Raw genomic sequence first — 25,638 nt, forward strand, 5'->3', positions numbered from 1 at the left:
CCGTAAGCGTGCGGCGGGCGACACGAACTTTTCGCTTCGGCGTCGGCTGTGTCATCCTGTTCTGCCGCTGCCCCCTGGAGACATAGACTGCCTGCCGATGGACATACAGGTCGCCGACACGCTGCTGAACTCGCTGATCGACGGGCGCTACCGCATCCGCGGTCGCGTGGCCCGTGGTGGGATGGCGACCGTCTACACCGCCATCGACGAGCGGCTCGACCGTACGGTCGCAATCAAGATCATCCACCCGAACCAGGCACAGGCCGCGCAGGTGCAGCTCACCGACTTCCTGGAGCGGTTCACCGACGAGGCCAAGACCATCGCCCGGTTGACCCACCCGAACGTGGTGGCCGTCTACGACCAGGGCACCCACGGCGGCCTGCCGTACCTCGTCATGGAGTACGTCCGGGGCCGGACCCTGCGTGAGATCCTGACCGAGCGTAAGCGGCTCAACCCGAGCGAGGCGCTGGCGATCCTGGAGCAGATGCTCGCCGCGATCGGTGCCGCGCACCGGGCCGGGCTGGTGCACCGGGACGTGAAACCCGAGAACGTGCTGGTCGCCGAGGCGCCGAGCGGTGGCGCGGGCAACCTGGTCGACAGTGTGGTGAAGGTCGCCGACTTCGGGCTCGCCCGTGCGGTCGAGGCGAGTACCGACACCGACGGCGGCAACCAGTTGATGGCAACGGTCGCCTACGTGGCGCCGGAGCTGGTCACCGAGGGCCGGGCGGATCCGCGTACCGACGTCTACGCCGCCGGCATCGTGCTCTTCGAGATGCTCACCGGCCGGGTCCCGTACGACGGTGCCCGGGCCGTGGACGTCGCCTGGCAGCACGTCGACCGGGACGTACCCCCGCCCTCCGGGCTGGTCCCCGGCCTGCCGCCGGTCCTCGACGAGCTGGTCCGCCGGGCGACCCGGCGCGATCCCGGAGCCCGGCCGACGGACGCGGGCGCGTTCCAGACCGAGGTCCAGGTGGTCCGGGACGACCTCGGCACCGTCGCCAACGCCAACACGACCGTGCTGCGGCAGATCCCCGCCGCCGACCACCCGACCATGGTGGTGCAGCAGCCGACCATGGTCGTCTCCTCGGTGCAATCCACCGCCCGTCCCGCCTGGGCCCGCCTGCCCGACCAGCCACGGGAACACACCACCCCGCACCGCCGCCGCGCGGCCGCCGGCCCGGGTTCCGATTTCCTCGACCGGGTCCGCGAGATCGGCGGGCAGCTCTTCGCCGGCCGGGCCTCGGTGGTGGTGACCGTGGTCGCGCTCGCCCTGGTCGTCGCGATGACCGGCTGGTGGTTCGGGTTCGGCCGCTACACGGAGACGCCGAGCCTGGCCGGGCTGACCGGCTCGCAGGCGCAGACGCAGGCCGAACGGTCGGGCTTCGTGGTGAAGTACGCCGACCCCCGCTACAGCGAGGACGTCGCCAAGGACAAGGTGCTCGCCCAGGACCCCGAGTCGACGAGCCGGATCCTGCGGGGCGGGACCATCACCCTCACCCTCTCCCTCGGCCCGGAGCGCTTCCCGCTGCCGGACATCGTCGGCAAGACGCTTGACCTGGCCCAGCTCGACCTGGAGAACGCCAACCTGGTCCTGGTCAGGGGTACCGACCGCTACGACGACAACCTGCCCAAGGGCGTGGTGATGGCGACCACCCCGAAGGTCGGTGCCGAGGTCAAGCCCGGCGACAAGATCACTGTCATCGTCAGCAAGGGCAAGGCGCCGATCAGCGTCCCGGTCCTGGTCGGCAAGAACATCAACGAGGTACGCAACATCATCAGGGATCTGGGCCTCAAGCTCAGCGAGGAGTACAAGGACTCCGACAAGCCCAAGGACGAGGTGATCGCGCAGACCCCGCAGGACGGCGCCGGGGTCGAGAAGAACGCGCAGATCAAGGTCGAGGTCAGCAACGGCCCGCCGGCCATCCCCGTACCCCGGGTGATCGATCGGCCCTGCCAGGAGGCGAAGCAGATCCTGGAGAGCCAGGGTCTGCCCGTCGGGGTGCAGTTCAACCCGAACGGGACGGTCCGGTTCCAGAACCCACCCGAGAACACCCCGGTACCGCCAGGGACCCAGGTTGTCATCACCTGCCTCTGACCACGCCACCGGCCCCGTCGCCCGCTCGGGCGGCCGGCCCGTCGGCTCGCACACGCCCACCTCGGGCGGGCTGGCCAGGGCGGCCCTGCCCTACGCCGACGCGATCGGCTCCGAGGTGGTGCAGGTCTACGTCGGCAACTCGCGGGGCTGGGCGCTGCCGCCGGGCGACCCCGGACAGGACACGGCGTTCCGGGCCGGCTGTGCCGAACGCGGGCTGCTGGCGTACGTCCACGCGTCGCTGCTGGTGAACCTCGGCTCGCCCACCCCGGCAACCGTCGAGAGGTCGGTGGCGACCCTGGCGCACGCACTGGACCGGGGCGCCGCGATCGGTGCCGCCGGGGTGGTCTTCCACGCCGGCAGCGCCGTCGACGCCGGGCACGCCGAGGCGGCGATGCGACAGGTACGCGAGGCGCTGCTGCCACTGCTCGACTCGGCGGCGGCCAGCGGCGGACCGAAACTGCTGGTGGAGCCGAGCGCCGGTGGCGGGCGATCGCTGGCCTCCCGGGTCGAACACCTGGAGCCGTACCTCGCCGCCGTCGACTGGCACCCGTGGCTCGGTGCCTGCTTCGACACCTGCCACGCCTGGGCGGCCGGGCACGACCTGGCCCGGGAGGGTGGCATGCGGGAGACGCTGGACACCCTGGTCGACGCGGTCGGGGATCGGCTGTGGCTGGTCCACGCCAACGACTCGCGAGACCTCTGCGGCTCGACCAGGGACCGGCACGAGACGATCGGCAAGGGCAGCATCGGCGAGTCCGCCTTCGCCGAGCTGATGACCCACCCGGCGACCGCCGGCATCCCGGTGGTCGTCGAGACGCCGAGCGAGAACCACGGGCACGCCGACGACATCGCCACCCTCAAGCGCCTCCGCCCCTGACCTCGGCCCCTGCTTCCTCGGGGATCTCCGTCCGGATCTCCGTTTGGGGCGGCGGGTCGGCGCGGCGTAGCGTGGCGGCGGTGAGCCGGGGTGTACGGGGTGTGTTGCTGCTGGTCGGGCTGCTGACCGCGCTGGTGGCGGCGGCCGGCTGCGGCGGGGTGGCGCGTGACCCGGCCGGCAGGGCGGACCCGTCGGGCGGGCCCGTCGGGCCGACGACGAGCCGCCCCGGTGACCCGTCGACCACCGCCCCGGCATTCGCGCACGACATCTCCCCGGTCACCGCCGCCGACCTCGGCCAGAGCTGGCGATCTGGCTGCCCGGTGGGCCCGGACCAGCTCCGGCGGATCCGGCTCGGCTACTGGGACTTCGAGGGACGACCCCAGGTCGGCACCATCGTCGTGCACCGGTCGGTCACCGCCGAGGTGGTCGAGATCTTCGGCACCCTCTACCGGGAACGTTTCCCGATCCGGCGGCTACAACCTGTCGACGCGTACGCCGGCAGCGACGACCGATCCATGGCCGACGACAACACCTCCGGCTTCAACTGCCGAAGGGCGGTCTCCACGGGCAGGGTGAAGTGGTCCGCGCACGCCTACGGGAAGGCGATCGACGTCAACCCGGTGGAGAATCCGTACCTGCTCGACGGGCGGGTACTGCCACCGGCCGGGGCGGCGTACCGGGACCGCTCCGGCCACCGCCCCGGGATGGCCGTGCCGGGTGGCGTACTGGTCGAGGCGTTCGCCACCGCCGGTTGGGAGTGGGGCGGGCGGTGGCGCTCCCCCGACTACCAGCACTTCACCCGCACCGGCGGCTGACCCACGACGACAGGCAGCAGAGGCCGCCCGGGTCAGCGTCGGAAGATCTCGGTGAGCACCTCGACGGCCCGGTCCACTCCGTCGTCGTCGAGATCATGGTGGGTCACCAGTCGGGCGATGCGCGGGCCGAGCACCGAGACGAGTACGCCCCGCTCCCGGGCCGCCGCACCCAGCTCGGGGGCGTCGAACCCGCACTTGGTCAGGTCCAGCGGAACGATGTTGGTGCGTACCGGGCCGGCGAGTACCCCGAACGGGGCGAGCGCGGCGGCGAGCCGGGCCGCCCGGGCGTGGTCGGAGGCGAGTCGCTCGACGTGGTGCCGCAGCGCGTACCGGCCGGCGGCGGCGAGGATCCCCGCCTGGCGCATCCCGCCACCCATCCGCTTGCGGATCACCCGGGCCCGGGCGATCCGTTCCGCGCTGCCGATCACCAGCGAGCCGACCGGCGCGCCCAGCCCCTTGGAGAGGCAGACCGACAGGGTGTCGAAGAGCGCGCCGTAGCTGGCCAGCGGCACCCCGTCGGCGACGTGCGCGTGCCAGATGCGGGCGCCGTCGCAGTGCAGCCCGATCCCGGCGTCGTCGGCGACCCGACGCAGCTCGGCGAGGGTGGCCAGCGGGATCACCCCGCCACCGCCCCGGTTGTGGGTCTGCTCGACGGCTATCGCCCGGGTCGGCACCGCGTGGTACCCGTCCGGCCGGATCATCGCCGCGACCACCTCGGGGTCGACGTCGGCGCCGACCGGCGACCAGGTCCGGGTCGAGACGCCGCCGATCGCCGCGGCGGCACCGATCTCGTACGTCACCACGTGCGCGTCGGCGTCGCAGAGCAGTTCCTCGCCCGGGGGCACCAGCAGTTGGATGGCGATCTGGTTGGCCATCGAGCCGGTCGGGGCGAAGAGGGCCGCCTCGTGCCCGAAGAGCGCGGCGACCTCGGCCTCGAGGGCGTTGACCGTGGGGTCCTCGCCGTACACGTCGTCGCCGACCTCGGCCGCGGCCATCTCGGCGCGCATCCCAGGGGTGGGCCGGGTGACGGTGTCCGACCGGAGGTCGACCGGGCGGTCCGGATCCGGGGGCGGCGACGCGTTGCGGGCACCGAACGGAACGAGCCGGGTGATCGGGTCCTCAGCCACGAAGCATCTCCGCTACCAGGAAGGCGAGTTCCAGCGACTGCTGGGTGTTTAGCCGGGGGTCGCAGGCGGTCTCGTAGCGGTCCGGCAGGTGGATGTCCTCGATCGCCTGGGCGCCGCCGAGGCACTCGGTGACGTCCTCGCCGGTCAGCTCGACGTGCAGGCCGCCGGGGTGGGTCTCCAGCGACCGGTGTACCTCGAAGTAGCCGAGCACCTCGTCGACGATCCGGTCGAAATGCCGGGTCTTGTAGCCGTTCGACGATTCGTGGGTGTTGCCGTGCATCGGGTCGCACTGCCAGACGACCTTGGCACCGGCGGCGGTGACCTTCGCCACGATCGGCGGCAGCACCTCCCGGACCCGGCCGTTGCCCATCCGGCTGATCAGGGTGAGCCGGCCCGGGATGTTCTCCGGGTTCAGCTTCTCGCACAGCTCGATCGCCTCGTCCGGGGTGGTGGTGGGGCCGAGCTTGACACCGATCGGGTTGGCGATCCGGGAGATGAAGTCGAGGTGAGCGCCGTCGAGCTGCCGGGTGCGCTCGCCGATCCAGAGGAAGTGCCCGGAGAGGCCGTACGCCCGGCCGTCGGAGACCCGGGTCAGTGCCCGGTCGTACTCCAGGGCCAGCGCCTCGTGCGAGCAGTAGAGGGTGACGGTGCGCAGCGCCTCGTCCTCGGTCAGCCCGCAGGCCCGGATGAAGGCGAGGGCCCTGTCGATCTCCCGGGCGATCGCCTCGTAGCGCTCACCGGCCGGGGAGTTCTTGACGAAGCCCTTGTTCCAGTCGTGCACGGCGTGCAGGTCGGCCAGCCCACCGGCGAGGTACGCCCGGAGCATGTTCATCGCGGCGGCCGAGTTCGCGTACGCCCGGATCATGCGCTGCGGGTCGGCGACCCGGGCCTCCGGCACCGCCTCCAGCGAGTTGATCATGTCGCCCCGGTACGCCGGCAGCCCTCGCGCGTCGGTCGGCAGCGAGCGCGGCTTGGTGTACTGCCCGGCGACCCGGGCCACCTTCACCACCGGCAGCGACGCCCCGTACGTCAGCACCACCGCCATCTGGAGCAGTGTCCGGGCGTTGGCCAGCAGGTGGCTCTCGGTGTTGTCGGTGAAGGTCTCGGCGCAGTCGCCGCCCTGGAGCAGGAACGCACGCCCCTCGCAGACCAGTGCCAGCCGCTGCCGGAGCTGGTCGACCTCGTAGGGCGCGACGATCGAGGGCACGTTCTGGAGGATCTTGCAGACCCCGTCCACCACCGCCTGGTCCGGCCACGGCGGCGTCTGGGCCCGGGGAAGTTCCCGCCAGCGGTCCAGGCCGAGCGCCTCGTCCTCGGCGGAGTCCTCGGTCGGCCGGCTGGTCTGCAACGCGGTGTTGCCCACTGCGGGGTAGCTCAACTGATGCCACTCATGGCGCATGTCAGAAAGCGTACGGCGGGATCCGCACGGTGCCGGGAGCGAGGTACGCCCGTCCGCTTCGTGGGAGCCCTTCGATCGGCAGCCGGCGCCACCCGGCGGTGTCCCGGATCACGGGACCGGGCGGAGATGATCAGGTCGGCTCGGTCGGTGAGCCGGACGGGGCCGGGGTGTGCCCGCCGATCGTCGTCTTGGCGATGCACCACTGCCCGTCCGCCCGGGCGACCGTGAAGAGGACCTTGGTCGGGGTGGACTTGCCGCCGACCTTGACCGTGATCGACGTACTCACGTCCTGGTCGGCGCCGTTTGCCCGGACGTCGGTGATCGTCGCCGCCGGCACCGAGAAGTGCTTGGCGAAGTCGCCGTTCGGGCCGGTGGCCGCCTGGTCGAAGGACTCCCGCAGCGGCTCGCAGAACTGCTCCCGGCCGTCGGCGACGCTCTTCGCCTGCATCGCGTCCAGATATGCCTGCACCCGCTCCCGGGCCCGCTGCGGCCCCTCGTCCGGGGTGGGAGTGGGCTCGGCGCCCTGCCCGACGAGCCCGTCGAACGGGCCGCAGCCGGCCAGGCCCAGCGGCACCGTCGCCAGCACCGCGACCACGCCGACCACCCGTCGCCGTACGCCGACCATCGCGCTCCTTCCACCAGAACGGGGTTCCCACCCTAGACGAGCCGCCGCCGGACGGCCCGCCCGGACGCCCGCGCCACCAAGTGCCGGCCGGCCACGACACCCGGCAGGCGGGGTACCCGCCAGTGGCGCCGATCCCCGCCATGTTGGCGATGTATCGTGGGTTCATACATCAGCAACAGGAGGCGCCATGGCTGTCACACAGATCGACCTTGACGACGACGCCTTGGCCGAGGCGATGCGGCTGTCCGGCGCCCGGAGCAAGAAGGAGACGGTGAACCTCGCGTTGCGGGAGTACGCGGCCCGCCATCGCCGCATCGCGGCGCTCGATCACTATGTGACCGCTGCGCGGTCCTGGGACTTCGAGGGATGGCAGGAAATGCGTTCGGCTGGCAAGTCGCCTGCGGCGTGATCCGCTACCTGGCTGACTCGTCGGCGCTGTGGCGGCTGCTGCGCGACCCCGAGGTGCGTGCCGGCTGGGCCGACGTGATCTCCGATCACGCGATCGGATCGTGCCAGCCCCAACGCACCGAGTTTCGTCGCTCAGCCCGCAATCTCGCCGAGTACGAGCAGATGACTTCGATGTTCACGGATCTGTACCCGGACGTCCCGGTACCCAAGACGGCCTGGCAGTGGATCGAGTCGGCGCAGTACCGGCTGCTGCGGGCCGGGGCGCATCGCGCACTGTCCTGCGTGGACCTGCTGGTCTGCGCATGCGCGGCCGTCCGGGGGTTGGTGGTACTGCACGACGACGCCGACTTTGAGGCAGCGGCGCGGAACCTGCCGGATCTTGCCGAGCGGCGGGTGCACGCCCTTCCCTGAACACCACCCGGAACGGGTCGCCCGGCGATGGCTAGCGGCGGGCCGGATCGAGCGTGACCGGTTCGGGCATCCGGGGCTCGACCCGGCTGCGCAACCCCGGGCGGAGCAGGAGCGTGACGAGCAGGGAGAGCACCGCCATCACGGCCATGGCGGCACCGACCGGCAGGTGTTCGGCGACGGTACCGGCCAGTGCCGCCGACACCGCCTGCATGGTCAACATGCCCGAGGAGTGCAGCCCGAGCGCCTGCCCGCGCATCTGTGCCGGAGTGAGGTCGACGAGACGCTGCTGGAGCAGCACCCCGGCGCCGAACCCGGCCGAGGCCACCGCGACGGCGAGCGCGGCGAGCGGCAGCGGGATCGGCAGGGCGAAGAGCAGGTACGGCAGCCCGAGCGACAGTTGCAGCGGCGTGACGAGCCGCTGCCGCCACCGGGCCGGAACGAACCGGCCGACGCCTGTGTCCCCGGCGAGCATCCCGAGGGCACCGGCGACGAAGAGCACCCCGGCGGATTCCGGGGCGTACGGGATGAACAGCGCCTCGCAGCCGACGACGAGCCCGTTCGGCAGCCAGAGCGCGAGGTAGACGTACCGTCGGGCGGGTGCCGCCCAGAGCGTGGCGTTCACCTGCCAGGTCCGCCGGATCGACGGCCGGCCGGACGCCCTCGGCCGGCGGCGGGACAGGCCGAACCGGGCAACCAGCGCGGCGCCCAGATGCAGGCCGGCGCCGATCAGCAGCACCTGGCGCGGTGCGACGACGGTGAGCAGGACGCCGCCGAGCGCGAACCCGGTGATCTGCATCGCCCCCACCGACATGTTCATGACCGAGCGGCCGAGCAGGTAGCCACCGTCCGGCAGGATCTCGCCGAGCAGGCCCCAGCGGACCCCGCCACCCATCGAGCCGGCCAGCCCCATCAGCCCGATCACCACGAACATGGCCCAGATCGGCATGCCGGGCAGCGCCATCGTGAGGGTACCGGCGCAGAGCAGGAGTTTGACGCTCACCAGCGCGGCGCGCGGCGGCACCCGGTCGGCCATCGAGAGCAGGGTGGTGGCGCCGAGCATCTGGGCGAAGGAGGGCCGAAGAGGCTCAGCGCGGCGAGCAGCGGTGACCCGGTGGCGGAGTACACCAGGGTGCCGAGGGCGAGCCCGTTGACGGTGCCGGCCGCCACCTGGGCGGCGGTGGCCAGGAAGAGGGGACGGAATTCGGTGACCCGGAACAAATCCCGATAGGTACGCACGGACGGCAGTCTGGGTGTGCCGCCCGGCGAGCCGTTACCTTTTCATCTCGAGACGAAACCGGAGGTGGTCGGTCGTGGGGCTCTGGCTGCTCGACGCGGACGTACTGGCCCGCAGCCGGTTCGCCGTCTCCCCGCTGGTCGAGACCGTCGCGGCCCTCAAGGCGCTGGCCGGGCACCCGACGCTGCCCGGCCAGCGGGACTGGCTCGACGCGCACTCGGCCGCGTACCGGTCCCGGCTGGCCGGCGACCCGATCGGTTCGGCCTTCGTCCGGGCCGCCTTCCCACCGCGCTGGCTGCCCGACTTCCTCGCCACGCCCGCCGACTTCCTCGGTCCGTCGGCCGGCGACGCCGAGGCGACGTTCGCCGGTGAGCTGCGCCGGATCCGTGGGACGCCAGCCGAGACGGTCCGGGCCGAACTGGTGGCCGGGCTCGGCAGGCCGCTCCCGGCCGAGCTGTACGGTGCCGACCTGCCGGATCGGGTCACCGAGCTGCTGGAATGGGTCTGGGAGCGCACCCTGCGTCCAGACTGGCCGCGCCGGCAACGGCTCTTCGAGGCCGACATCGTGTCCCGGACCCACCTGCTCAGCTCGGGTGGCTGGGCGGCCACCCTGGACGGGATGCGGCCGGGGATGCGCTGGCTGGGGCACGGCCGGCTCCAGGTCAACACGTACGACCTGCCGGCGCAGGACCTCGGCGACGCCAAGCTGCTCTTCGTGCCGAGTACGTCGACCCGGGGCTGGGTCGGCTCCGACAGTCACCACCGGCACGCGGTGGTGTACCCGTGCCGGGGTGTGCTCGCCGAACCGGTCCGGAGTGCCCCGCCGGCTGCCCTGCGCCGACTGCTCGGCCCGGTCCGGGCGGAGATCCTGGCCCGGCTGGACTCGCCGACCAGCACCACCGGGCTGGTCGCCGCGACCGGGCACGGGCTGGGCTCGGTCGGCGGGCACCTTCGGGTACTCCTCGACGCCCAGCTCGTGCGGCGGCGCCGCTCCGGTCGGTACGTGCTCTACTTCCGCACCCCCGACGGTGACCGGCTGGTCCGGCTCAGCCGGCGGTCCGAGGAGCGGACCGCCGGCTGAGTTGCCGGCCGGGGTGCGACCGGTCGGGACCCGGTGTGGGAACCGACCGGTCGGAAACCCCGGTGCGCCAGGCGGGTACCTAGTCGAGCAGTTCGGTCACCGTGCCGGCGGCGACCGTCCGGCCGCCCTCCCGGACGGCGAAGCCGAGCCCGACGTCCATCGCGATCGGCTTGCCCAGCTCCACCGTGATCGTCACGGTGTCACCGGGAGCGACCTGGGGCAGTCCGCCCAGGTCCATCGTGCCGACCACGTCGGTGGTCCGGAAGTAGAACTGCGGCCGGTAGTTGGCGTGGAACGGCGTACGCCGACCGCCCTCGGCGGTGGTCAGCGCGTAGAGCTGCGCGGTGAACCTGCGGTGCGGCGTGACGCTGCCCGGCAGGGCCACCACCTGTCCCCGCTGCACCTGGTCGCGCTTGACCCCGCGCAGCAGTACGGCGGCGTTGTCACCGGCCTGCGCCGACTCCAGCGACCGGCCGAAGGTCTCCAGCCCGATCGCCACGGTCGACAGGGTCGGTGCCAGCCCGACCACCTCGACCGGGTCACCGGCGCGCAGCGAGCCGCGCTCGACCGCCCCGGTGACCACGGTGCCCCGACCGGAGATGGTCAGCACGTTCTCGATCGGCATCAGGAACGGCCTGTCGAGTTCGCGCGGCGGCACCGGGACGTACCTGTCGACCGCGTCGAGCAGGTCCGCGATGGAGCTGACCCAGTTCGGGTCGCCCTCCAGCGCCCGCAGTGCGGAGACCCGCACCACCGGCACCTCGTCGCCGGGGAAGCCGTACTCGCTGACCAGCTCCCGTACCTCCAACTCGACCAGGTCGAGCAGTTCGGGGTCGGTGACCGCGTCCGCCTTGTTCAGCGCCACCACCAGGTACGGCACGCCGACCCGCTGGGCGAGCAGCACGTGCTCCCGGGTCTGCGGCATCGCGCCGTCGAGCGCCGAGACGACCAGGATCGCCCCGTCCACCTGCGCCGCCCCAGTGATCATGTTCTTCACGTAGTCGGCGTGGCCGGGCATGTCGACGTGCGCGTAGTGCCGGTTGGCGGTCTCGTACTCGACGTGCGCGATGGTGATGGTGATGCCCCGGGCGACCTCCTCCGGCGCCCGGTCGATGCCGTCGAAGGCGACGAACCGGTTGACCGCCGGGTCCCGGTCGGCGAGCACCTTGGTGATCGCGGCGGTGAGCGTGGTCTTGCCGTGGTCGACGTGTCCCATCGTGCCGATGTTGAGATGCGGCTTGGTGCGTACGAACTGGCTCTTGGCCATCGGACTGTCCTCATTGGAGAGACGGGTCGGCGGACGACGAGCGCGGGCGGGTGCCAGACCGCGAGAGGGAAAGCCGCGCCAGAACCGCGCATCCGGTACGCCAGGAAGGGCGGCACCGGAATTCGGGCCACCCTCCTCCGTGGGTTCTGCTGGTGCGGGAGGAGGGTCAGCCTCGCGCGCCGCTATCCAGCCGGTTCGGCTGGATCGACGGCACGGTCAGGAGGGTCGACGCCACGGACACGGCGACGGGGCTCAGCGGGCAGAACCCCGCGAGCCACCCGAACCCAGCCGTGCCGAACATGACGATCACGTTAGCCACCAACGCTCTGCACCGCGACCGATATTCCGGCCCGTTCCGGGCGCCTGTGCCGAGGACCTGCACATGTCGCCCGTGGTGACGAGGGACACCTGGCGAGTGGGGCGGCCCGGTCTCTAGCGTCTACTGCGGCGCTACTGGAAACAAGCTTTACCGGGGGACGGGTGCGGGCGGTAGGCGCGTGGTTGCGGGACACGGCTGGCGGGTTGCCTGCGGTCTTCTGGTACCTCTGGTCGGGTTTGCTGATCAACCGGATCGGCGCGTTCGCCATGCTGTTCCTGCCGCTCTACCTCACCGACGCGCGTGGGGCCAGCGAGGCGCTCGCCGGCCTGGTGGTCGGGGCGTACGGGCTCGGCGGGGTGGCCGGGGTGCTGCTCGGCGGCGTACTCGCCGACCGTTGGGGACGGCGCCGCACCCTGCTCTGGGCACACCTGGCGGCGTCGGCGCTGATGGCGGGCATGGCGGTGGTGACCAGCCTGTCGGCGATAGCCCTGCTCGCCGCGCTCGTCGGGATCGCCCACTCGATGCCGGGTCCGGCCTTCGTCGCGGCGATCGTCGACGTGGTGCCGCCGCACCGCCGCTCCCGCGCGTTCAACCTCCAGTTCTGGGCGTTCAACCTCGGCATGGCGGGCGCGTCGGCGCTGGCCGGGCTGCTCGCCGGTCCACCCCGGGAACGCCGGGTGGCTCGGCTCGCCGCCGCCCCGGCCGTGGCCGGCGACCCGGTCGGGCGCTGACTTCCACACTGGCCTCGACCGCGATCCCGGGCTGGCCTATGCCCTGGTCCCGGGGCTGACCTCGGCTTTGATCTCGGCGGCGGTGGCGAGGTCGGTGGCAAGCGCCGTCCGCTCGTCGGCGGAGGTGGGCGGAAACGGGTTCGGCGGCGGGCCGGACCTGAGCGCAACGGCGGCGGAAACGGGTTCGGCGGCGGGCCGGGCAGAGCCGGACCGCCGCCGAACCGCGCCGCTCAGCGGGCGAGCGCCTTCTCCAACTGGGCCTTGGACATGCTCGACCGGCCCTTGATGTTGCGCTTCTTCGCCTCGTTGTAGAGCTGCTCCTTGGTACGCCCCTGTGCGCCGGTGTGCGACCGCTTGCCGCCCCGGTGCCCGGAGGAGACATCCTTGATCGATGATCGGCTGGCGGTCTTCGACTCGCCGGCCCGGGCACGTTCCTTGTTGACCGTACGGGCCGCGATCTCCTCGGCGCGCTCGGTCGACTCGCCGCGCTTCTTGGCGCTGGCCTTGATGTGCTTGTACTGGCGTTCCCGCTTCGGACTCGACCCTGCGGGCATGACGGAACTCCTTCCGGGAGAAGGTGAACGAGATTCGATGCGGTCAGAGGATCGGCTTGCCGCCGGTGACCGGGATGATCGCGCCGGAGATGTAGCTGGCCTCGTCCGAGGCGAGCAGCACGTACGCCGGGGCGACCTCCTTCGGCTGGCCGGGGCGGCCGAGTGGAGTGTTCTTGCCGAACTGCTCCACCTGCTCGGGTGGCATGGTGGACGGGATCAACGGGGTCCAGATCGGGCCGGGCGCGACACCGTTCACCCGGATCCCCCGCTCGCCGAGCATCTGGGCCAGCCCGGCGGTGAAGTTCGCGATCGCGCCCTTGGTGGTCGCGTACGGCAGCAGCGTCGGACGCGGCGTGTCGTAGTTGATCGAGCTGGTGTTGATGATCGACGCGTTCTCGCCGAGGTGCGGCAGTGCCGCCTGGACCAGCCGGAACATCGCGGTGATGTTGACGTCGAAGGTGTGCTGCCACTCCTCGTCGGTGACCTCTTCGACGGTCTCGTGCGTCATCTGGTAGGCGGCGTTGTTGACGAGTACGTCGATCCGGCCGAACTCCTCGACCGCCCGGTCCACCACCGCCCGGCACACCGCCGGATCGCCGACGTCCCCGGCGACGAGTACGGCCTTGCGTCCCTCGTCCTCGACGAACTTCGCGGTCTCCCGGGCGTCGTCGTGCTCGTTCAGGTACGAGATCAGCACGTCGGCGCCCTCCCGGGCGTACGCGATGGCGACCGCACGGCCGATGCCGCTGTCGCCACCGGTGATGACCGCCTTCTTGCCCGTCAGCCGGCCGGCTCCCCGGTAGGAGTCCTCGCCGTGATCGGGCTTGGAACGCATGCCGTCGAGGGTGCCGGGTGGCTGCTGCTGCGGTTCGGCCTTCTGGTCGGGCATCGGGTTGCTCCTCGATTACTCCTCGGGTGCTGGGACGGCGACCGCAGATTCTGGCGCGCGGCCGACAGTGGCAAATGTCCCCATACCCGGCACCGGGTAAACCCGGACCGACGGTTCAGCGCCGTCCGGGAGCCTGCGGGAAGCTGTCAGTAGCCGTGCAAAACGGCGTCACGAAACGGTGTGTCGCCAGGCGAACGCCTCGATCGCGTCCAGGTCGGCGGGGCGGAGTCCTCGCCCCGGGTCGGGCGCGATCAGCAGGGCGTGGCCCCGGGCCACCGCCCGGTCCAGCCTCCCGTCCCCCTGCGGGATCGCCTCGTCGTCGGTCCAGACGAGGGTACGCCCGGCGGCCAGCACCGCGTGTGCGGCGGCCAGTTTGATCGGCCAGCCCAACTCGCCGGCCGGCACCGGATCGCAGGCGAGGGCCCGTTCCAGCACCGGCAACCGCCACAGCCGCTCCAACACGTCCGCCTCCGGGCACCAGGTGCTGCACCAGCGCACCTCCAGCACCCGGGACTCGTGCAGCCTGCGGATCCGGTCGACGAGCCCACCCGCCCAGCGCATCGGGTACTCGCACCGGTCGGCCTGGGACCAGACGTCGGCCCGCCGGGGCGGCCGGCCCCAACCCGGCCTGCGGGCGTTGATCACACCGTCGACGTCCAGCAGCCAGACCGGGGCCAGATCCGGTACGACCGGCAGATCCTGCTCGATGTCCATCGTGCCTCCGATGATCGCTCTCATTGTGGACGCCACCCGCCACCCGGTCTGCCGGGATACCCGGTCGGAGACAGTCGGGCTACGGTCGGAGACTGTGCGACGGGTGTCGGTGGTCGGAAACTCGGGTTCGGGCAAGAGCACCCTGGCCCGCGCGTTGGCCGCCCGGCTCGGCGTGCCGTACGTCGAACTCGACGCCATCCACCACCAACCCGGCTGGCGGCCGCTGCCCGCCACCGAGTTCCGGGCCAGGGTCGACACGCTCACCGCGAGCGACGGCTGGGTGGTGGACGGCAACTACTCGGCGGTCCGGGACCTGGTGTGGCGCCGTGCCGACACCGTCATCTGGGTCGACCCCGGCCGCTACACGGTGCTGCGGCAGGTCGCCTGGCGCACGTTCCGCCGGGCGGCGTTCCGGGTCGAACTGTGGAACGGCAACCGGGAACGCTGGCGCAACTTCTTCGCCACCGATCCGGAGGAGTCGGTGATCGTCTGGGCCTGGCAGCGGCACTCGCTCTACCGGACACGCTACGTCGCGGCCTCGACCGATCCGGCCTGGCGTCACCTGTCCTTCGTCCGGATCAGATCCCGGACCGCCGCCCGCCGGCTGCTCCTGGACGCCTCCCCCGGCCCGGAATCCTGACCCACCCCGCCCCAGCCCACAATCCCCCCAGGCCCGGCAGCCGTCGCGGCACGGCAACCGTCGGAGCACGCAGTCGTCGCGGCACTGTGACTGTGGCTGTGGTTGCCGGCAGTGCGCAGCCGGGCTACGGCAGGAACGGCGCGAAGTGCTCGGCCACCAGATCCGCGACCCCTTCGGCGTCCCGGCTGCCGTCGACCTCGATCACCCGGATGCCCAGCCGCCGGGCACCACTCACCGCGTCCTCGGCGAGCAGGCGGTCGCGCTGGACCCTGTTCCGCTGCCCGAGTTCGGGGTCGCTGACCTGGTGGCCAAGCCGGCCGGCTCGGGGCAGCCGGTCGAGTTGCCGCTGCCGGAACTCCTCGGTCGGCACTATCACCACCATCTGCCGGATCGAGCCGGCGACCGGTGCCACCAGATCGGGGCGCAGCCCCCAGCCCTCGGCGAGCAGGGGCCGGGGCGAGACGAGTGCACGCAGGTCGTCCTGTACCCACTCGAACCGCTCGGCGAAGTCCACGAGTACCTGCTGCGCCATCTCCTCCGGCGTCGTACGGACCCAGACCGCCTCCCAGTCGCGTTCCGGCGGCTCACCACTGCGGATCCGACGCACCATCCGGCGATCGTCGTGCCCGCGCGCGTCGTGGTAGTCGTAGTGGTAGTGCGTCAGGCCGTACCGCTCGGCGAGGATTCCGGCCACCGTCGACTTGCCGGCCCACTGACCGCCGCCGATCCAGAGCGCCCGCCGCAGGGTGCTGAGAGGGTCCCATCGCATGCCCAGAATCGTGTGCCCGTTCCGGGCGGAATTCCAGTCTTGTTTTCGAGTGTCCGCCCTGGTCAACTGAGGGTAGAGGCGACGGGCGACGGGCCGGGTCAGATCTGGGCCAGGGTGTGCGGCACCTCGTCCAGCAGTTCCCGGGCCAGATAGCCGAGCCGGCCGTACCGGGGAGCCAGCCGCTGCCCGCTCACCGCGTGCACCCAGGCGGACCAGCAGGCGGCCTGGGCCGGTTCGGCACCCCGGGACAGCAGGCCGGCGAGGACACCGGCCAGCACGTCGCCGCTGCCCGAGGTGCCGAGACCGCTGTCGCCGCTCTCCTCCCGCCACACCTGACCGTCCGGGGTGGCGATGTGCCCGTGCAGGGACACCACGCAGTCGTACCGGCGGGCGACCTCGACCGCCTCCGCGTCCACGTCCGGGCCGGGTTCGCGGCCGAGCAGGTGTGCGGCCTCGGTCAGGTTAGGGGTGAGCACCGCCGGGCGGTTCTGCCCGGCGAGCAGTTCGGGTTCGTGGCTCAGTGCCCCGAGGGCGTAGGCGTCGACCACCAGCGCCGTCTTCGGGTCGGTGACGGCGAGCAGGGCGCGCATCAGGGCACGGGTCTCGTCGATGTCGTTGAGTCCCGGTCCCACCACGATGGCCTGCGCCTCGCTGGCCAGTTCGGCCAGCCGGTCGTCCACCCGGCCGGCGACCGCCCCGTCACCGGTCTCGCCGAGGCCGATGACCAGCGCCTCGGGTACCTCGATGCTGAGCACCGCGGCGGTGGACTCGGCGACGGCCAGTTGCAGTACCCCGGCACCGGCGCGCAGCGCGGCGATCCCGGCGAGCAGCACGGCGCCCGGGGTGAACCGGGAGCCACCCACCACCAGCACCGTGCCACGGGTGTCCTTGCCGCCCTGTGGGACCGGCAGCGCCCAGTCGCGCAACAGTCCCGGGGTGATCACCTTGGTTTCAGACCGGTTCGGCACTTACGTCGTCCTCCTCGGTCGGTGGGGTGCTCTGCCGCTCCAGGTGGGCGACGTCGTTGAAGGTGTCGAGCCGCAGCGATCCGTGGCCGTCGTTCGCCCACCCGCTGATCGAGCAGTTCGCCACCGCCGAGGACCTGGCCACCTTCATGAGGCCGGCCTCGTCCAGCCCTTCCACCAGGTAGCGCAGCAGCAGGACCACCGCCTCGTGGCCGAAGAGGATCACCCGCCGGCCCGCGTGGTCCCGGCGCAGGTCACCCAGCAGGCTGCGCAGCCGCAGGGTCACGTCGGCCCACGACTCGCCCCCCGGCGGCCGGTAGTAGAACTTGCCCAGCCGGCGTCGGCGGGTCATCTCCTCGGGGTGGCGGGCCTGGGCGCCACTGCTGGTCAACAGGTCCAGGATGCCCAGCTCCCGGTCCCGCAGCCGCTCGTCGTAACTGGCGGGCACGCCGATGCCGGCCAGTGCCAGCTCCGCGGTCTGCGCGGTCCGCCGGTACGGCGAGACGATCGCCACCTCGGGCCGGAGCGGCTCCGGCAGGCCGGCCAGCCACCGTCCGGTCGCCTCGGCCTGTTCCCGGCCGAGCGGTGACAGGGGTACGTCCGCGTCCCGGTCGGCGAGGTCGATCAGTTCGACACCGGTGGCCTCGGCATGGGAGGCGGCCACGTTGCCGACGCTCTCCCCGTGCCGGACGACCCACAGGTGACCCAGTTCCGCCATGCGGCTTCCCCTACCCAGGCACGGTTGCCGGTAACCGGGGGCGGCGGTGCCCACCCGTCACCGGGCAACGCCTGCCCGGGCCCTCGGGACGCCGCCCTCGGGCCGCTGACCGGCCGAGATCGCGTTTTGTGGCGGGCGTACCCGGGTAGCGCTGTTCCCGACCGCCGTCGAACCGGACCGGCGGTGACGGAGGGGCGTCGGGGCGGCGAAGAGGTATCGGGGGCGTTAGATGCCAGCGTTGGACGGGCGGTACCGCCTCGACGAGCGGATCGGGGCAGGGGGCATGTCGGAGGTCTGGCGCGCCCACGACGAGGTGCTCGACCGGCCGGTCGCGATCAAGCTGATCACCCTGCCCCACACCGATCCGGCGGCCGGCGAGGCGATCGCGGAGCAGGCCCGGACCGAGGCCCGCGCCGCGGCCCGGCTGGCTCATCCCAACATCGCCAGCGTGCACGACTTCGGCATGGCACACCTGCCGGACGGCCGGCCGGCGCCGTACATCGTGATGGAGCTGGTGGAGGGCAGGACGCTGGCCGTGCATCTGCGCTCCGGTGCGCTGGACTGGCGGATCGCGGTGCGGGTCTGCGCCGAGGTGAGCGCGGCGCTGGCCACCGCCCATCTGGCCGGCATCGTGCACCGGGACGTCAAACCGGCCAACATCGTGCTGACCCCGGTCGGGGTGAAGGTACTCGACTTCGGCATCGCGGCACTCGTCGGCGAGCGTGAGCTGCTGACCGGGGGCGAGTTGGTGGGCACGCCGGCGTTCGTCGCCCCGGAGCGGCTCAACGGGGTCGGCGTCAGCCCGGCCACCGACGTGTACGCCGTCGGCGTGCTGCTCTATCTCAGCCTGGTCGGCCGGTTGCCGTGGCCGGTACGCGCGGAACCGGACCGACCGTTCGCCCACGTCTACCGCGCACCGGATCCGCTGCCGCCGGTCGCCGGCCTCCCCGCCGACCTCGCCGAGCTGTGTCTGCAGTGCCTGAGTGCCGGTCCGGCCGACCGGCCGACGAGTGTGGCGATGGCGCTGCTGCTGGCCGAGGCGGTGGACGCACAGGTGTACGTCCCGGTCGGCGTCCTGCCCCCACCGGCCCGTCCCCATCCCCCGGTGCCCCGGCAGCCGTTGCCGGCCGACGATCCGAGGCTGGACGAGGTGACAGTGGCGGCGGCCGTCGAGCCGGGCCTGCCGCCGACACCCGACGGCGGAGCCGACCCGGCCGGCGACGCCGCAGAACCCGTTCGGTCGGTACCGGCACCGGCACCGGCACGGTCCGAGCCGCAGGTCGCGCGCCAGGGTCGGCACCGCGCCTGACGTCAGTGCCCGACACCACCGTCAGCAGCGCCCGGCTCACGGCTCACGGATGACCGCCCACCTTCCTGACGAGATCGGTAATGGTCTGCTCGGCCTGCTCGGTGAGTTCGGTGACGGCGTACGAGGTGGGCCACAGGCCGCTGTCGTCGTCGAGGTGAGCTTCGGGAGTGAATCCGAACGTCGAGTAGCGGTCCTTGTCGACGTTGCCGCTACGGAAGAAGCACACGACCTTTCCGCTCCTGGCGTAGGCGGGCTGTCCGTACCAGAGTTTGGGCGCCAGTTCGGGGGCGTTCTTGGTGACTATGGCGTGGATGCGTTCGGCAACGGCGCGGTCCGCGTCGACCATTTCCTGAATCTTCGCCAGGACGTCGAGTTCGTCGGCGGCCTTCTTGTTTCCCCGGCCGCGGTTCGCTTCCTTCTTCAGCTCTGCGGCGCGCTCTTTCACAGCGGCACGCTCCTGCTCGGAAAGTCCCGCATTGCGGCTCGTGCCGGTGGCCCTGGTGCCCATCGCGCTCCCTCTCCTGCTCCCGACTGGTGTGCGGTTGTTCTCACGTTAGTGCCCTGAAGATCCGGTCGCTTCTTGATTCCTGATCGATGCCACCGCGACGATCGGCAGGCCGAGGCGGGTTGTCCCGTCGATTCCGGATCAGGGCGGCGCCGGTTGGACCGGTCAGGAATCAAGAAGCACGCGGTGGGTGGCCCGTCTAGCGTCGGCCTGTCGGAAGCAACCCGCCACCTGAACAGCCCTGCCCACCGAGCCGCGACGATCGGCCGACCCGAGAGCACAAAGGAGCCATCCCCATGGCACTGGCACTCGACACCGTCATCCTCGGAGTACCGCAGGTAGAAGTCGCATCCGACTTCTACACGTCTGCGTTTTCATCTCCCGCTACCGCCGGCGACCGCACCGTCGGCCTGGACCTGCACGGCACCGGCCGCCTCGCCTTCAAGCAACTGGACGCACTCGCCGCCGCTGTCGGTGCGCACTCGACGACCTCGGGCTTCCGGGGTTGTGTCCTGTCCTGGATCGTGGGTGGGCCGAGTGAGGTCAAAACCGTCCTCGAGACCGCCGTCGCCAACGGGGCGACAATCGTCAAGCCGGCGAAGAAGCAGCTTTTCGGAGAGTTCACGGCCGTCTACCGGGCGCCCGACGGCGCGGTCTGGAAGCTGGCGGCGTCCTCCAAGAAGGACACCAATCCCATTCCGGACCCGCCGAAGCCGACCGAGACCGCCATCTACCTCGGAGTCGCCAAGCCGAAGGCGTCGAAGGCCTTCTACGAGACGCTGGGTATGAAGACCAATCACGACTATGGCGACAAGTTCGTCGATTTCGCCATCGCGGACGGGGTCTGCCGAATCGGTCTGTTGCCCCGCAAGGACCTCGCCAAGGACGCCGGCGTGGACGAGCACGGCGAAGGGTTCTCCGCGGTCGTCCTCACCCACACCGCCGCCTCCCGCGCCGAGGTCGACACGCTCCTGGCCGCTGTCGAGTCCGCCGGCGGGCGGGTCACCGCCAAGGCCACAGAGACCGACCAGGACTGTTACGCCGGGTACTTCACCGACCTCGACGGCTACCACTGGAAGATCGCCACAGGCGCGTAGGGCGCGTGACGCCGGGGACGGCCCGGTCCGTCCGATGTGGAAGGGCCGGGGCCAGCCCTCCGGCCCGGAGCACCTGGCGCGGATCCTCGACCCCGGTGGACAACCGGGGTTCAGACGGCGGCGGAGAGTTCGTTGTAGCGGTCCACCGGCTCTTGGCCGGAGAGATCCCGGATCGCCGCCATGATCTCGTCGGTGACCGCGCGCCGGACCTGTCCCCCGCTGGTGCCCGGCGGCTGGGTGAACCGCAGCGGCGTACCGAAACGCACCGTCACCCGGCCGGGCCGGGGCAGCCGCGCCCCGACCGGCTGGATCCGGTCGGTGCCGAGTACGGCGACCGGCACCACCGGGGCGCCGGAGGCGAGAGCCAGCCAGGCGACTCCGGTGCGACCACGGTAGAGGCGGCCGTCGCGCGAGCGGCTGCCCTCGGGGTGGATGCCGAAGGCGCCTCCCTCGGCGAGCACGCCCAGCGCCAGGTCCAGCGCGTCACGGGCGCTCCGGTGACCGCCGCGCTGCACCGGGATCGCGTCGACGCCGGTCAGGCAGGCGCGGACCAGCGCTCCCCGCAGCCCGGGTTGCCGGAAGTACTCGGCCTTGGCGAGGAAGGCGACCGGCCGGGGTGCCACCAGCGGGATCACCACACTGTCCAGGAAGGACAGATGGTTGGCGGCGATGATCACCGGGCCCTGCCGGGGGACGTTCCCACGGCCCTCGATCACCGGTCGGAAGACGAGCCGGGCCACCGGGGCGAGTAGCAGTCGGGTGGTCGCCTGGAGCAGCACGTGATCCTCCGCGGTCGGTACCTGATTCGGGCGGTTCGGGCCGGTCAGTGCTGCTGCGGTGCGGGGGCACCCGGCACGGGCCGGCCGAGGTGGGCCGCGATCGCGGCCCGGAGCAGCGGCTCGACCTCCTCGGTCCCGAGCGTGATCTGCAGGCTCCCCCACTGCCAGAGCTGTGCGAGGCCGTGCAGGTTCGCCCAGAGCGCCCCGGCGGCGACAGCCGGCGGTGGGGCACCGTCCCGTTCCGGACGGGCCCGGGCGACGACGTCGACCAGTACCTCGAAGAGTGGGCGGCTGGCGCCACTCAGACCGATGTCGTTGCCGTGCAGCAGGTCGTGCCGGAACATCAGCTCGAACATCCCGCGATTGGTCCGGGCGAACTCCAGATAGAGCCGGCCCAGGGTGAGCAGTCGGGCCGACGGGTCCGGATCGGCGGGATCCTCGACCGCCTCGGCAACCCGCTGGCCGAGATCCCGATAACCTTCGGCGGCGATCGCGGCGAGCAGCGCCCGGTGGGTCGGGAAGTAGCGGCGCGGCGCGCCGTGCGAGACCCCTGCCCGACGGGCGATCTCCCGCAACGACAGCGCCTCGACTCCCTGGTCCGCCAGCAGGTCCAGCCCGGTCCGGACCAGTCGCGCCCGGAGATCACCGTCCGACTGAGCCATAGACAGTGTCTACCAGTACGGCGTAGACATTGTCTACGCCCCGAGTGGGTGCACGATGTCCCGGGCGTGGTCGACCACCGCCGCGCCGACCACGCTCGCCTCGACCGGCAGCACCTCAAGGCAGCGCCGCACCGCCGCCGCCATCAGGGTGTTCGGCACCCGCATCGACAGGGTGCAGTGCGGCACCCAGCGGCCGGGCTGGTAGAGCTCGCTGACCGGCACGCCGGCCGAGGTCAGCCGCTCGTGCACCATCGCCTGGTGGGCCAGCAGTTCCGGGGTGGGGGTCGGGCCGAGCCAGAGCACCCGGCCGACGAACTGGCCGGCGTACTGGAAGGTCAGGCGCAGCGGAGCGGCCACCACCGTACCGGCCAGCGCCTCGGCGACCCGCTCCGGATCGAGCCGGGGAGCCACCGCGAGGGAGACGTGTGGCCGGTGCCGTTGACCGAGCAACGAGCGGAGGCTCTGCACCCCCTCGGACTCCAGGGCGTCCCAGAGGACCCGGATCCGTCGGGTGGCATCGGTGTCGAGATACAACTCCAGGGCGGCGACCACCCGAACACCCTAGAGGCGGGACGTGACACGCGGCTCTCTTCGTCCGGGCAGAGCCGCAGTACCGAGCGGCAGCCCGGGCCTCCGGGTAGGTTTTTGGGTGAAAAGTCGAGTCGTTGGAGGTTGACGTGTCGGTCGTGGGACTGATCGGGAGTGGGCACATCGGGGGCACCCTCGCGCGGCTGGCGGTGGCCGCCGGGTACGAGGTGATGCTGAGCAACTCGCGAGGGCCCGAGACCCTGGCCGGACTGGTTGACGAGCTGGGGCCGGCAGCGAGCGCGGGCACCGTCGAGGCGGCGGCTCGGGCCGGTGACCTGGTGGTGGTCAGCGTCCCGCTCAAGGCGTACCGGGCCGTGCCGGCGCAGCCGCTGGCCGGCAAGGTGGTGATCGACACCAACAACTACTACCCGCAGCGCGACGGCCAGTACCCCGAGTTGGACGAGGGCAGCGTCACCAGCAGTGCGCTGCTGCAACGGCATCTGCCCGAGGCCCGGGTGGTGAAGGCGTTCAACAACATCTTCTTCAAGCACCTGCTCGCCCTGGCCCGGCCCGCCGGCGCGGCCGACCGCAGCGCGCTGCCGATCGCCGGCGACGACACCGAGGCCAAGGCCGTCGTCACCGGTTTCCTCGACCGGATCGGCTACGCCGCGGTGGACGCCGGGACGCTCGCCGACAGTTGGCGGTTCCAGCCGGACACTCCGGCGTACGGCACCATCTACTCCGCCGACCCGGCGAACTGGGAACAGGAGGCCCCCGGCGACGCCGACAAGCTGCGTGCCGCGCTGGCCAAGGCAGAGCGGAGCTGACCTACGGCTGGGCCTCCCGAGCCGCGCCGTCGGCGGTGGCGCGCAGCCCGTACCAGCCGAGTGCCGCCACCAGCGAGACCTGAAGCAGATAGTCGACGATGACTGCCGGGCGGCCGAACTCCGCCACCGGAAGCGCCACGAAGACCACTGCGTACACCAGCGCGGCGATGGTCAGCGGGCGCGGCATGGTCCGCGCGATCAGGGCGCCGACCAGGGCCAGCAGCATGCCCACGACGATCGTGAGCTGGCTGCCGATGATGGCCGGGACCACCCGGTCCAGGTGGTCGTTGAAAACGTCGAACAGCGCGCGTCCCTCGGGCTCCGGCAGGACGGCCGGGTCGGCCGCGTACGCGAACGGGAGAACCTCCGCGGTGATCACCAGCGCGAAGACCACGCCGCCGAGGCCGACCAGGAAGGCGCCGACCAGGTTCAGCACCCCGGCCCGGCCCCTGGCCAGCCGGACGATGAAGACTGCGGCAGCGACCCAGGACACGGCGTACGCGGGCCCGCCCAGGTAGATGTTCATGAGCCAGTAGGCGTCCCCCAGTTCGCGGATCTCGTCGTAGTGGATCCTGCCGTCGAACGGCGGCTCCCAGAGCATGAACACGGTCCGGCCGAGCAGGGCCACCATCAGCAGGACGAAGAGGGCGACGAGCGCGGCGCGGCGCAGGTTCGGAACGGCCACGGTGGGAGACCTCCATCGATCGAGTGATGGCCCACAGTGACCCAGGGCCGCCGCCACCGGCATCGGCCTCAACACCTATCTGCAGAAAACTCCTGCTCAGGAGCTTGGCTGGGCGGGCTCAGCGGCGCGCTGGGCATGCTCCAGCCAAATCCGCGCCGCCTGTACCCGCCGGTTCGTGGCACCACCGGGCGTCAGGGCGAGCTTCATGAAGATCGCCCGCAGATGAGCGTCGACCGTACGCTCGGAGACCACCAGTTGCGCCGCGATCCCGGCATTGCTGGCACCCTCGGCAAGCGCCGCGAGCACCTCACACTCCCGTGCCGTCAACCCCTCGACCGGCATCGGTCCGGCCGATGACGCGGACCGGCCCGCAGCTGCCAGCCCAGCCGCCGACACCGCCCTGCCCGCAGCCCCGATCTCCGACGCCCGGCCCGCAGCCGCCGCCCCGGCCTCCGAGGTCGCCCCGGCCGCGCCTGGCGCCGAGACCTCCGGCGTCGCCGCTGGAACCGCCGCCCTGGCCGGGCCTGGCGCCGAGACCTCCGGCGTCGCCGCGGGAACCGCCGGCCGGGACCGTGACGGGGGCGGGACGGGCGTGAGGGTGCGGGCCAGGCGGGCCGTACCGGCCCAGGCCGAGCCACCGATCAGGACCGTCAGCGCCGAGACGAGCAGGGCGACCGAGGTCGGGCCGAGGGCCGAGCCGGGAGCGGCCACGACCGTGCCGACACCGGCGATGATCAGGGCCGCGGCGGTCAGGCCGGCGGCGCGGACCACGAGGGTGACCTGGCGGGTCTCGACGGCGCCCCGGGCGGCGGCGACCGCGCAGGCGGCGGCGAACCCGGCCGCGCCCGAGAGCGCCACCAGGAAAGCGACCGATCCCAGCGACGGTTCGACGCCGCCGGGAGTCCGGGCGACGGCGAGGAGCAGGCAGAAGGCGATGGTCAGCGGCGCCGCGGTGGTCGCCGCGGCGGCGATGCCGAGGCGCGCCCGGACGGCCTCGTGCGAGCCGAGAGCAGCCCGCCAGAGCGCCACCGGCAGCAGGAGCAGCGCGACCATCCCCAGCAGGGTGGCGGCGGTGCCGACCGGGGCGAGTGCGGTACGCCACGACTCCCCGGCGATCGTCGGAAGCCCTGCGAACGGTTCGTTCGCCGTCGTCAGCAGCGCGTTGACAAGCGTTACCGCGCCCAGCGTGAGGCCCACGACCCGATGCGTCCGGGGGGTGGCGGGGCCGGTGCGAACGGCTGCCGAGGCGGTGAGCTGCATGAGCGCGAGCGGCGGGATCCAGGCCGAGTTCCAGGCCGCGACGGCCAACCCGGCCCACGACTGTCCGGCCGCGACCGCGACCACCGCCAGGACTGTGAGGATCAGGTACGCGAGCAGGGACACGGCCAGCCCGGCCGCCAGCCGGCCGGCGGCGCGCTGCCCCGACCGGGTGAGCCGGGCAGCGGCGACGGTGCTGGCCGTGGCCGCCACCGCCAGGGCGAGCACACCGACCGGATCGGTCGCGAAGCCGCCGTGGCCGGCCGCCCCCAGGGCGACGAGCGCGACGACGCCCGCCCCTGCCGTGCTCACTGCGATCACGGGCAGGACCTGTGGGGCCGAAGCCGGCCG

Annotated in this window: 29 protein-coding genes and 1 pseudogene; 11 read left to right on the forward strand and 19 right to left on the reverse strand. The window is 72.1% G+C overall.

The features are described from left to right. Window positions 1-97: 97 nt before the first annotated feature. The 3 genes from pknB (at window position 98) to CLT71_RS12210 (ending at window position 3,787) form a co-directional block, all read left to right on the forward strand. Window positions 98-2,095 carry a Stk1 family PASTA domain-containing Ser/Thr kinase gene (pknB, locus tag CLT71_RS12200; protein WP_101367200.1) on the forward strand — a complete coding sequence of 666 codons (1,998 nt, stop codon included), beginning with the start codon at window positions 98-100 and terminating at the stop codon, window positions 2,093-2,095. Next, window positions 2,076-2,972 (forward strand): deoxyribonuclease IV, encoded by an 897-nt coding sequence (locus CLT71_RS12205; protein ID WP_101367201.1) that lies wholly within the window; start codon window positions 2,076-2,078, stop codon window positions 2,970-2,972. The genes pknB and CLT71_RS12205 overlap by 20 nt, the downstream gene beginning before the upstream one ends. 80 nt (window positions 2,973-3,052) lie before the next feature. Continuing rightward, the gene (locus CLT71_RS12210) at window positions 3,053-3,787 is read left to right on the forward strand and encodes a M15 family metallopeptidase (RefSeq protein WP_143743444.1); all 735 of its coding nucleotides are present in this window, start codon (window positions 3,053-3,055) and stop codon (window positions 3,785-3,787) included. A gap of 32 nt (window positions 3,788-3,819) precedes the next feature. Here the strand turns inward: CLT71_RS12210 and CLT71_RS12215 are convergent, their stop codons facing one another. The 3 genes from CLT71_RS12215 to CLT71_RS12225 form a co-directional block, all read right to left on the reverse strand. Next, entirely contained in the window at window positions 3,820-4,899 is a 1,080-nt protein-coding gene (locus CLT71_RS12215) for a threonine aldolase family protein (protein ID WP_486483671.1), read from the reverse strand. Window positions 4,900-4,906: 7 nt separating this feature from the next. Then, entirely contained in the window at window positions 4,907-6,313 is a 1,407-nt protein-coding gene (locus CLT71_RS12220) for a class II 3-deoxy-7-phosphoheptulonate synthase (RefSeq protein WP_101367203.1), read from the reverse strand. 130 nt (window positions 6,314-6,443) lie between these two features. Then, window positions 6,444-6,938, reverse strand: a complete 495-nt coding sequence (locus CLT71_RS12225) for an Rv0361 family membrane protein (RefSeq protein ID WP_101367204.1) — start codon at window positions 6,936-6,938, stop codon at window positions 6,444-6,446. Between the two features lie 187 nt (window positions 6,939-7,125). On the opposite strand from CLT71_RS12225, the gene CLT71_RS12230 reads away from it, so the two are divergent. Continuing rightward, entirely contained in the window at window positions 7,126-7,347 is a 222-nt protein-coding gene (locus CLT71_RS12230; protein WP_101367205.1) for a type II toxin-antitoxin system VapB family antitoxin, read from the forward strand. Continuing rightward, window positions 7,305-7,757: a PIN domain-containing protein gene (locus CLT71_RS12235; protein WP_199187580.1), complete on the forward strand. Its 453-nt coding sequence runs from the start codon at window positions 7,305-7,307 to the stop codon at window positions 7,755-7,757. The genes CLT71_RS12230 and CLT71_RS12235 overlap by 43 nt, the downstream gene beginning before the upstream one ends. Before the next feature lie 31 nt (window positions 7,758-7,788). On the opposite strand, the gene CLT71_RS12240 is transcribed toward CLT71_RS12235, so the two are convergent. Then, entirely contained in the window at window positions 7,789-8,790 is a 1,002-nt protein-coding gene (locus tag CLT71_RS12240; protein WP_486483223.1) for an MFS transporter, read from the reverse strand. Beyond that, entirely contained in the window at window positions 8,754-8,993 is a 240-nt protein-coding gene (locus CLT71_RS37950) for a hypothetical protein (RefSeq protein ID WP_486483224.1), read from the reverse strand. Before CLT71_RS37950 ends, CLT71_RS12240 begins: the two co-directional genes overlap by 37 nt. Window positions 8,994-9,067: 74 nt before the next feature. On the opposite strand from CLT71_RS37950, the gene CLT71_RS12245 reads away from it, so the two are divergent. Next, window positions 9,068-10,072, forward strand: a complete 1,005-nt coding sequence (locus CLT71_RS12245) for a winged helix-turn-helix domain-containing protein (protein ID WP_101367207.1) — start codon at window positions 9,068-9,070, stop codon at window positions 10,070-10,072. A 79-nt stretch (window positions 10,073-10,151) separates the two neighbouring features. On the opposite strand, the gene tuf is transcribed toward CLT71_RS12245, so the two are convergent. Together tuf and CLT71_RS36950 are read right to left on the reverse strand one after the other, a co-directional pair. Then, entirely contained in the window at window positions 10,152-11,339 is a 1,188-nt protein-coding gene (tuf, locus tag CLT71_RS12250) for an elongation factor Tu (RefSeq protein WP_101367208.1), read from the reverse strand. Window positions 11,340-11,505: 166 nt separating this feature from the next. Then, on the reverse strand, window positions 11,506-11,649 hold the full coding sequence (locus tag CLT71_RS36950; RefSeq protein WP_158242216.1) for a hypothetical protein: 144 nt from the start codon (window positions 11,647-11,649) through the stop codon (window positions 11,506-11,508). A 170-nt stretch (window positions 11,650-11,819) separates the two neighbouring features. On the opposite strand from CLT71_RS36950, the pseudogene CLT71_RS12255 reads away from it, so the two are divergent. After that, window positions 11,820-12,314 (forward strand): annotated as a pseudogene (locus CLT71_RS12255) (MFS transporter); the annotation flags it as partial. A 305-nt stretch (window positions 12,315-12,619) separates the two neighbouring features. Here the strand turns inward: CLT71_RS12255 and CLT71_RS12260 are convergent. The 3 genes from CLT71_RS12260 to CLT71_RS12270 form a co-directional block, all read right to left on the reverse strand. Then, the gene (locus tag CLT71_RS12260) at window positions 12,620-12,943 is read right to left on the reverse strand and encodes a plasmid stabilization protein (protein WP_101367209.1); all 324 of its coding nucleotides are present in this window, start codon (window positions 12,941-12,943) and stop codon (window positions 12,620-12,622) included. Between the two features lie 43 nt (window positions 12,944-12,986). Further along, window positions 12,987-13,832 carry a glucose 1-dehydrogenase gene (locus CLT71_RS12265; protein WP_101367210.1) on the reverse strand — a complete coding sequence of 282 codons (846 nt, stop codon included), beginning with the start codon at window positions 13,830-13,832 and terminating at the stop codon, window positions 12,987-12,989. Between the two features lie 168 nt (window positions 13,833-14,000). Then, on the reverse strand, window positions 14,001-14,570 hold the full coding sequence (locus CLT71_RS12270; protein WP_143743445.1) for a hypothetical protein: 570 nt from the start codon (window positions 14,568-14,570) through the stop codon (window positions 14,001-14,003). A 70-nt stretch (window positions 14,571-14,640) separates the two neighbouring features. On the opposite strand from CLT71_RS12270, the gene CLT71_RS12275 reads away from it, so the two are divergent. After that, window positions 14,641-15,186: an AAA family ATPase gene (locus CLT71_RS12275; protein ID WP_486483225.1), complete on the forward strand. Its 546-nt coding sequence runs from the start codon at window positions 14,641-14,643 to the stop codon at window positions 15,184-15,186. Window positions 15,187-15,310: 124 nt separating this feature from the next. Here CLT71_RS12275 and CLT71_RS12280 read toward each other — a convergent pair whose 3' ends face one another. The 3 genes from CLT71_RS12280 to CLT71_RS12290 all read right to left on the reverse strand — a co-directional run bounded on the left by CLT71_RS12280 (window position 15,311) and on the right by CLT71_RS12290 (window position 17,638). Next, window positions 15,311-15,955, reverse strand: a complete 645-nt coding sequence (locus CLT71_RS12280) for a hypothetical protein (RefSeq protein ID WP_101367212.1) — start codon at window positions 15,953-15,955, stop codon at window positions 15,311-15,313. A gap of 98 nt (window positions 15,956-16,053) precedes the next feature. Continuing rightward, the gene (locus tag CLT71_RS12285; protein WP_101367213.1) at window positions 16,054-16,923 is read right to left on the reverse strand and encodes an NAD(P)H-hydrate dehydratase; all 870 of its coding nucleotides are present in this window, start codon (window positions 16,921-16,923) and stop codon (window positions 16,054-16,056) included. Then, the gene (locus tag CLT71_RS12290; protein WP_101367214.1) at window positions 16,907-17,638 is read right to left on the reverse strand and encodes a histidine phosphatase family protein; all 732 of its coding nucleotides are present in this window, start codon (window positions 17,636-17,638) and stop codon (window positions 16,907-16,909) included. The genes CLT71_RS12285 and CLT71_RS12290 overlap by 17 nt, the downstream gene beginning before the upstream one ends. Window positions 17,639-17,867: 229 nt before the next feature. Here CLT71_RS12290 and CLT71_RS12295 point away from each other — a divergent pair, with 229 nt between their 5' ends. Then, window positions 17,868-18,947, forward strand: coding sequence for a serine/threonine-protein kinase (locus tag CLT71_RS12295; protein ID WP_101367215.1), 1,080 nt, complete (start codon window positions 17,868-17,870; stop codon window positions 18,945-18,947). Between the two features lie 43 nt (window positions 18,948-18,990). On the opposite strand, the gene CLT71_RS12300 is transcribed toward CLT71_RS12295, so the two are convergent. Beyond that, window positions 18,991-19,455, reverse strand: coding sequence for a DUF1801 domain-containing protein (locus tag CLT71_RS12300; RefSeq protein ID WP_101367216.1), 465 nt, complete (start codon window positions 19,453-19,455; stop codon window positions 18,991-18,993). A 293-nt stretch (window positions 19,456-19,748) separates the two neighbouring features. Here CLT71_RS12300 and CLT71_RS12305 point away from each other — a divergent pair, with 293 nt between their 5' ends. Beyond that, entirely contained in the window at window positions 19,749-20,549 is an 801-nt protein-coding gene (locus tag CLT71_RS12305; RefSeq protein WP_101367217.1) for a VOC family protein, read from the forward strand. A gap of 110 nt (window positions 20,550-20,659) precedes the next feature. Here CLT71_RS12305 and CLT71_RS12310 read toward each other — a convergent pair whose 3' ends face one another. From CLT71_RS12310 to CLT71_RS12320, 3 genes are read right to left on the reverse strand one after another with little or no spacing between them, the layout of a single operon-like run. Further along, window positions 20,660-21,328 (reverse strand): lysophospholipid acyltransferase family protein, encoded by a 669-nt coding sequence (locus tag CLT71_RS12310; RefSeq protein WP_101367218.1) that lies wholly within the window; start codon window positions 21,326-21,328, stop codon window positions 20,660-20,662. Window positions 21,329-21,372: 44 nt separating this feature from the next. Further along, on the reverse strand, window positions 21,373-21,990 hold the full coding sequence (locus tag CLT71_RS12315; RefSeq protein ID WP_101367219.1) for a TetR/AcrR family transcriptional regulator: 618 nt from the start codon (window positions 21,988-21,990) through the stop codon (window positions 21,373-21,375). Window positions 21,991-22,023: 33 nt separating this feature from the next. Then, complete coding sequence (locus tag CLT71_RS12320; RefSeq protein WP_101367220.1) at window positions 22,024-22,542, reverse strand: 2'-5' RNA ligase family protein; 519 nt, start codon at window positions 22,540-22,542, stop codon at window positions 22,024-22,026. Between the two features lie 125 nt (window positions 22,543-22,667). On the opposite strand from CLT71_RS12320, the gene CLT71_RS12325 reads away from it, so the two are divergent. After that, window positions 22,668-23,345, forward strand: coding sequence for an NADPH-dependent F420 reductase (locus tag CLT71_RS12325; protein ID WP_101367221.1), 678 nt, complete (start codon window positions 22,668-22,670; stop codon window positions 23,343-23,345). A gap of 1 nt (window position 23,346) precedes the next feature. On the opposite strand, the gene CLT71_RS12330 is transcribed toward CLT71_RS12325, so the two are convergent. After that, window positions 23,347-24,030: an LTA synthase family protein gene (locus CLT71_RS12330; protein WP_101367222.1), complete on the reverse strand. Its 684-nt coding sequence runs from the start codon at window positions 24,028-24,030 to the stop codon at window positions 23,347-23,349. 96 nt (window positions 24,031-24,126) lie between these two features. Further along, a complete protein-coding gene (locus tag CLT71_RS37955; protein WP_486483226.1) occupies window positions 24,127-25,608 on the reverse strand; it encodes a helix-turn-helix transcriptional regulator in 1,482 nt (493 codons plus the stop codon). Window positions 25,609-25,638 lie beyond the last annotated feature (30 nt).

It is taken from the genome of Plantactinospora sp. CNZ320 (assembly GCF_002846275.1).

Coding starts and splice junctions, on each gene's coding strand:
- CLT71_RS12265 (WP_101367210.1), bottom strand. CDS start 13,832: ATGCCCGACCAGAAGGCCGAACCGCAGCAGCAGCCACCCGGCACCCTC.
- CLT71_RS12290 (WP_101367214.1), bottom strand. CDS start 17,638: ATGGCGGAACTGGGTCACCTGTGGGTCGTCCGGCACGGGGAGAGCGTC.
- CLT71_RS12315 (WP_101367219.1), bottom strand. CDS start 21,990: ATGGCTCAGTCGGACGGTGATCTCCGGGCGCGACTGGTCCGGACCGGG.
- CLT71_RS12260 (WP_101367209.1), bottom strand. CDS start 12,943: ATGCCCGCAGGGTCGAGTCCGAAGCGGGAACGCCAGTACAAGCACATC.
- CLT71_RS12280 (WP_101367212.1), bottom strand. CDS start 15,955: ATGCGATGGGACCCTCTCAGCACCCTGCGGCGGGCGCTCTGGATCGGC.
- tuf (WP_101367208.1), bottom strand. CDS start 11,339: ATGGCCAAGAGCCAGTTCGTACGCACCAAGCCGCATCTCAACATCGGC.
- CLT71_RS12225 (WP_101367204.1), bottom strand. CDS start 6,938: ATGGTCGGCGTACGGCGACGGGTGGTCGGCGTGGTCGCGGTGCTGGCG.
- pknB (WP_101367200.1), top strand. CDS start 98: ATGGACATACAGGTCGCCGACACGCTGCTGAACTCGCTGATCGACGGG.
- CLT71_RS12235 (WP_199187580.1), top strand. CDS start 7,305: ATGGCAGGAAATGCGTTCGGCTGGCAAGTCGCCTGCGGCGTGATCCGC.
- CLT71_RS12230 (WP_101367205.1), top strand. CDS start 7,126: ATGGCTGTCACACAGATCGACCTTGACGACGACGCCTTGGCCGAGGCG.
- CLT71_RS12270 (WP_143743445.1), bottom strand. CDS start 14,570: ATGAGAGCGATCATCGGAGGCACGATGGACATCGAGCAGGATCTGCCG.
- CLT71_RS12240 (WP_486483223.1), bottom strand. CDS start 8,790: ATGGCCGACCGGGTGCCGCCGCGCGCCGCGCTGGTGAGCGTCAAACTC.
- CLT71_RS12305 (WP_101367217.1), top strand. CDS start 19,749: ATGGCACTGGCACTCGACACCGTCATCCTCGGAGTACCGCAGGTAGAA.
- CLT71_RS12220 (WP_101367203.1), bottom strand. CDS start 6,313: ATGCGCCATGAGTGGCATCAGTTGAGCTACCCCGCAGTGGGCAACACC.
- CLT71_RS12295 (WP_101367215.1), top strand. CDS start 17,868: ATGCCAGCGTTGGACGGGCGGTACCGCCTCGACGAGCGGATCGGGGCA.
- CLT71_RS12300 (WP_101367216.1), bottom strand. CDS start 19,455: ATGGGCACCAGGGCCACCGGCACGAGCCGCAATGCGGGACTTTCCGAG.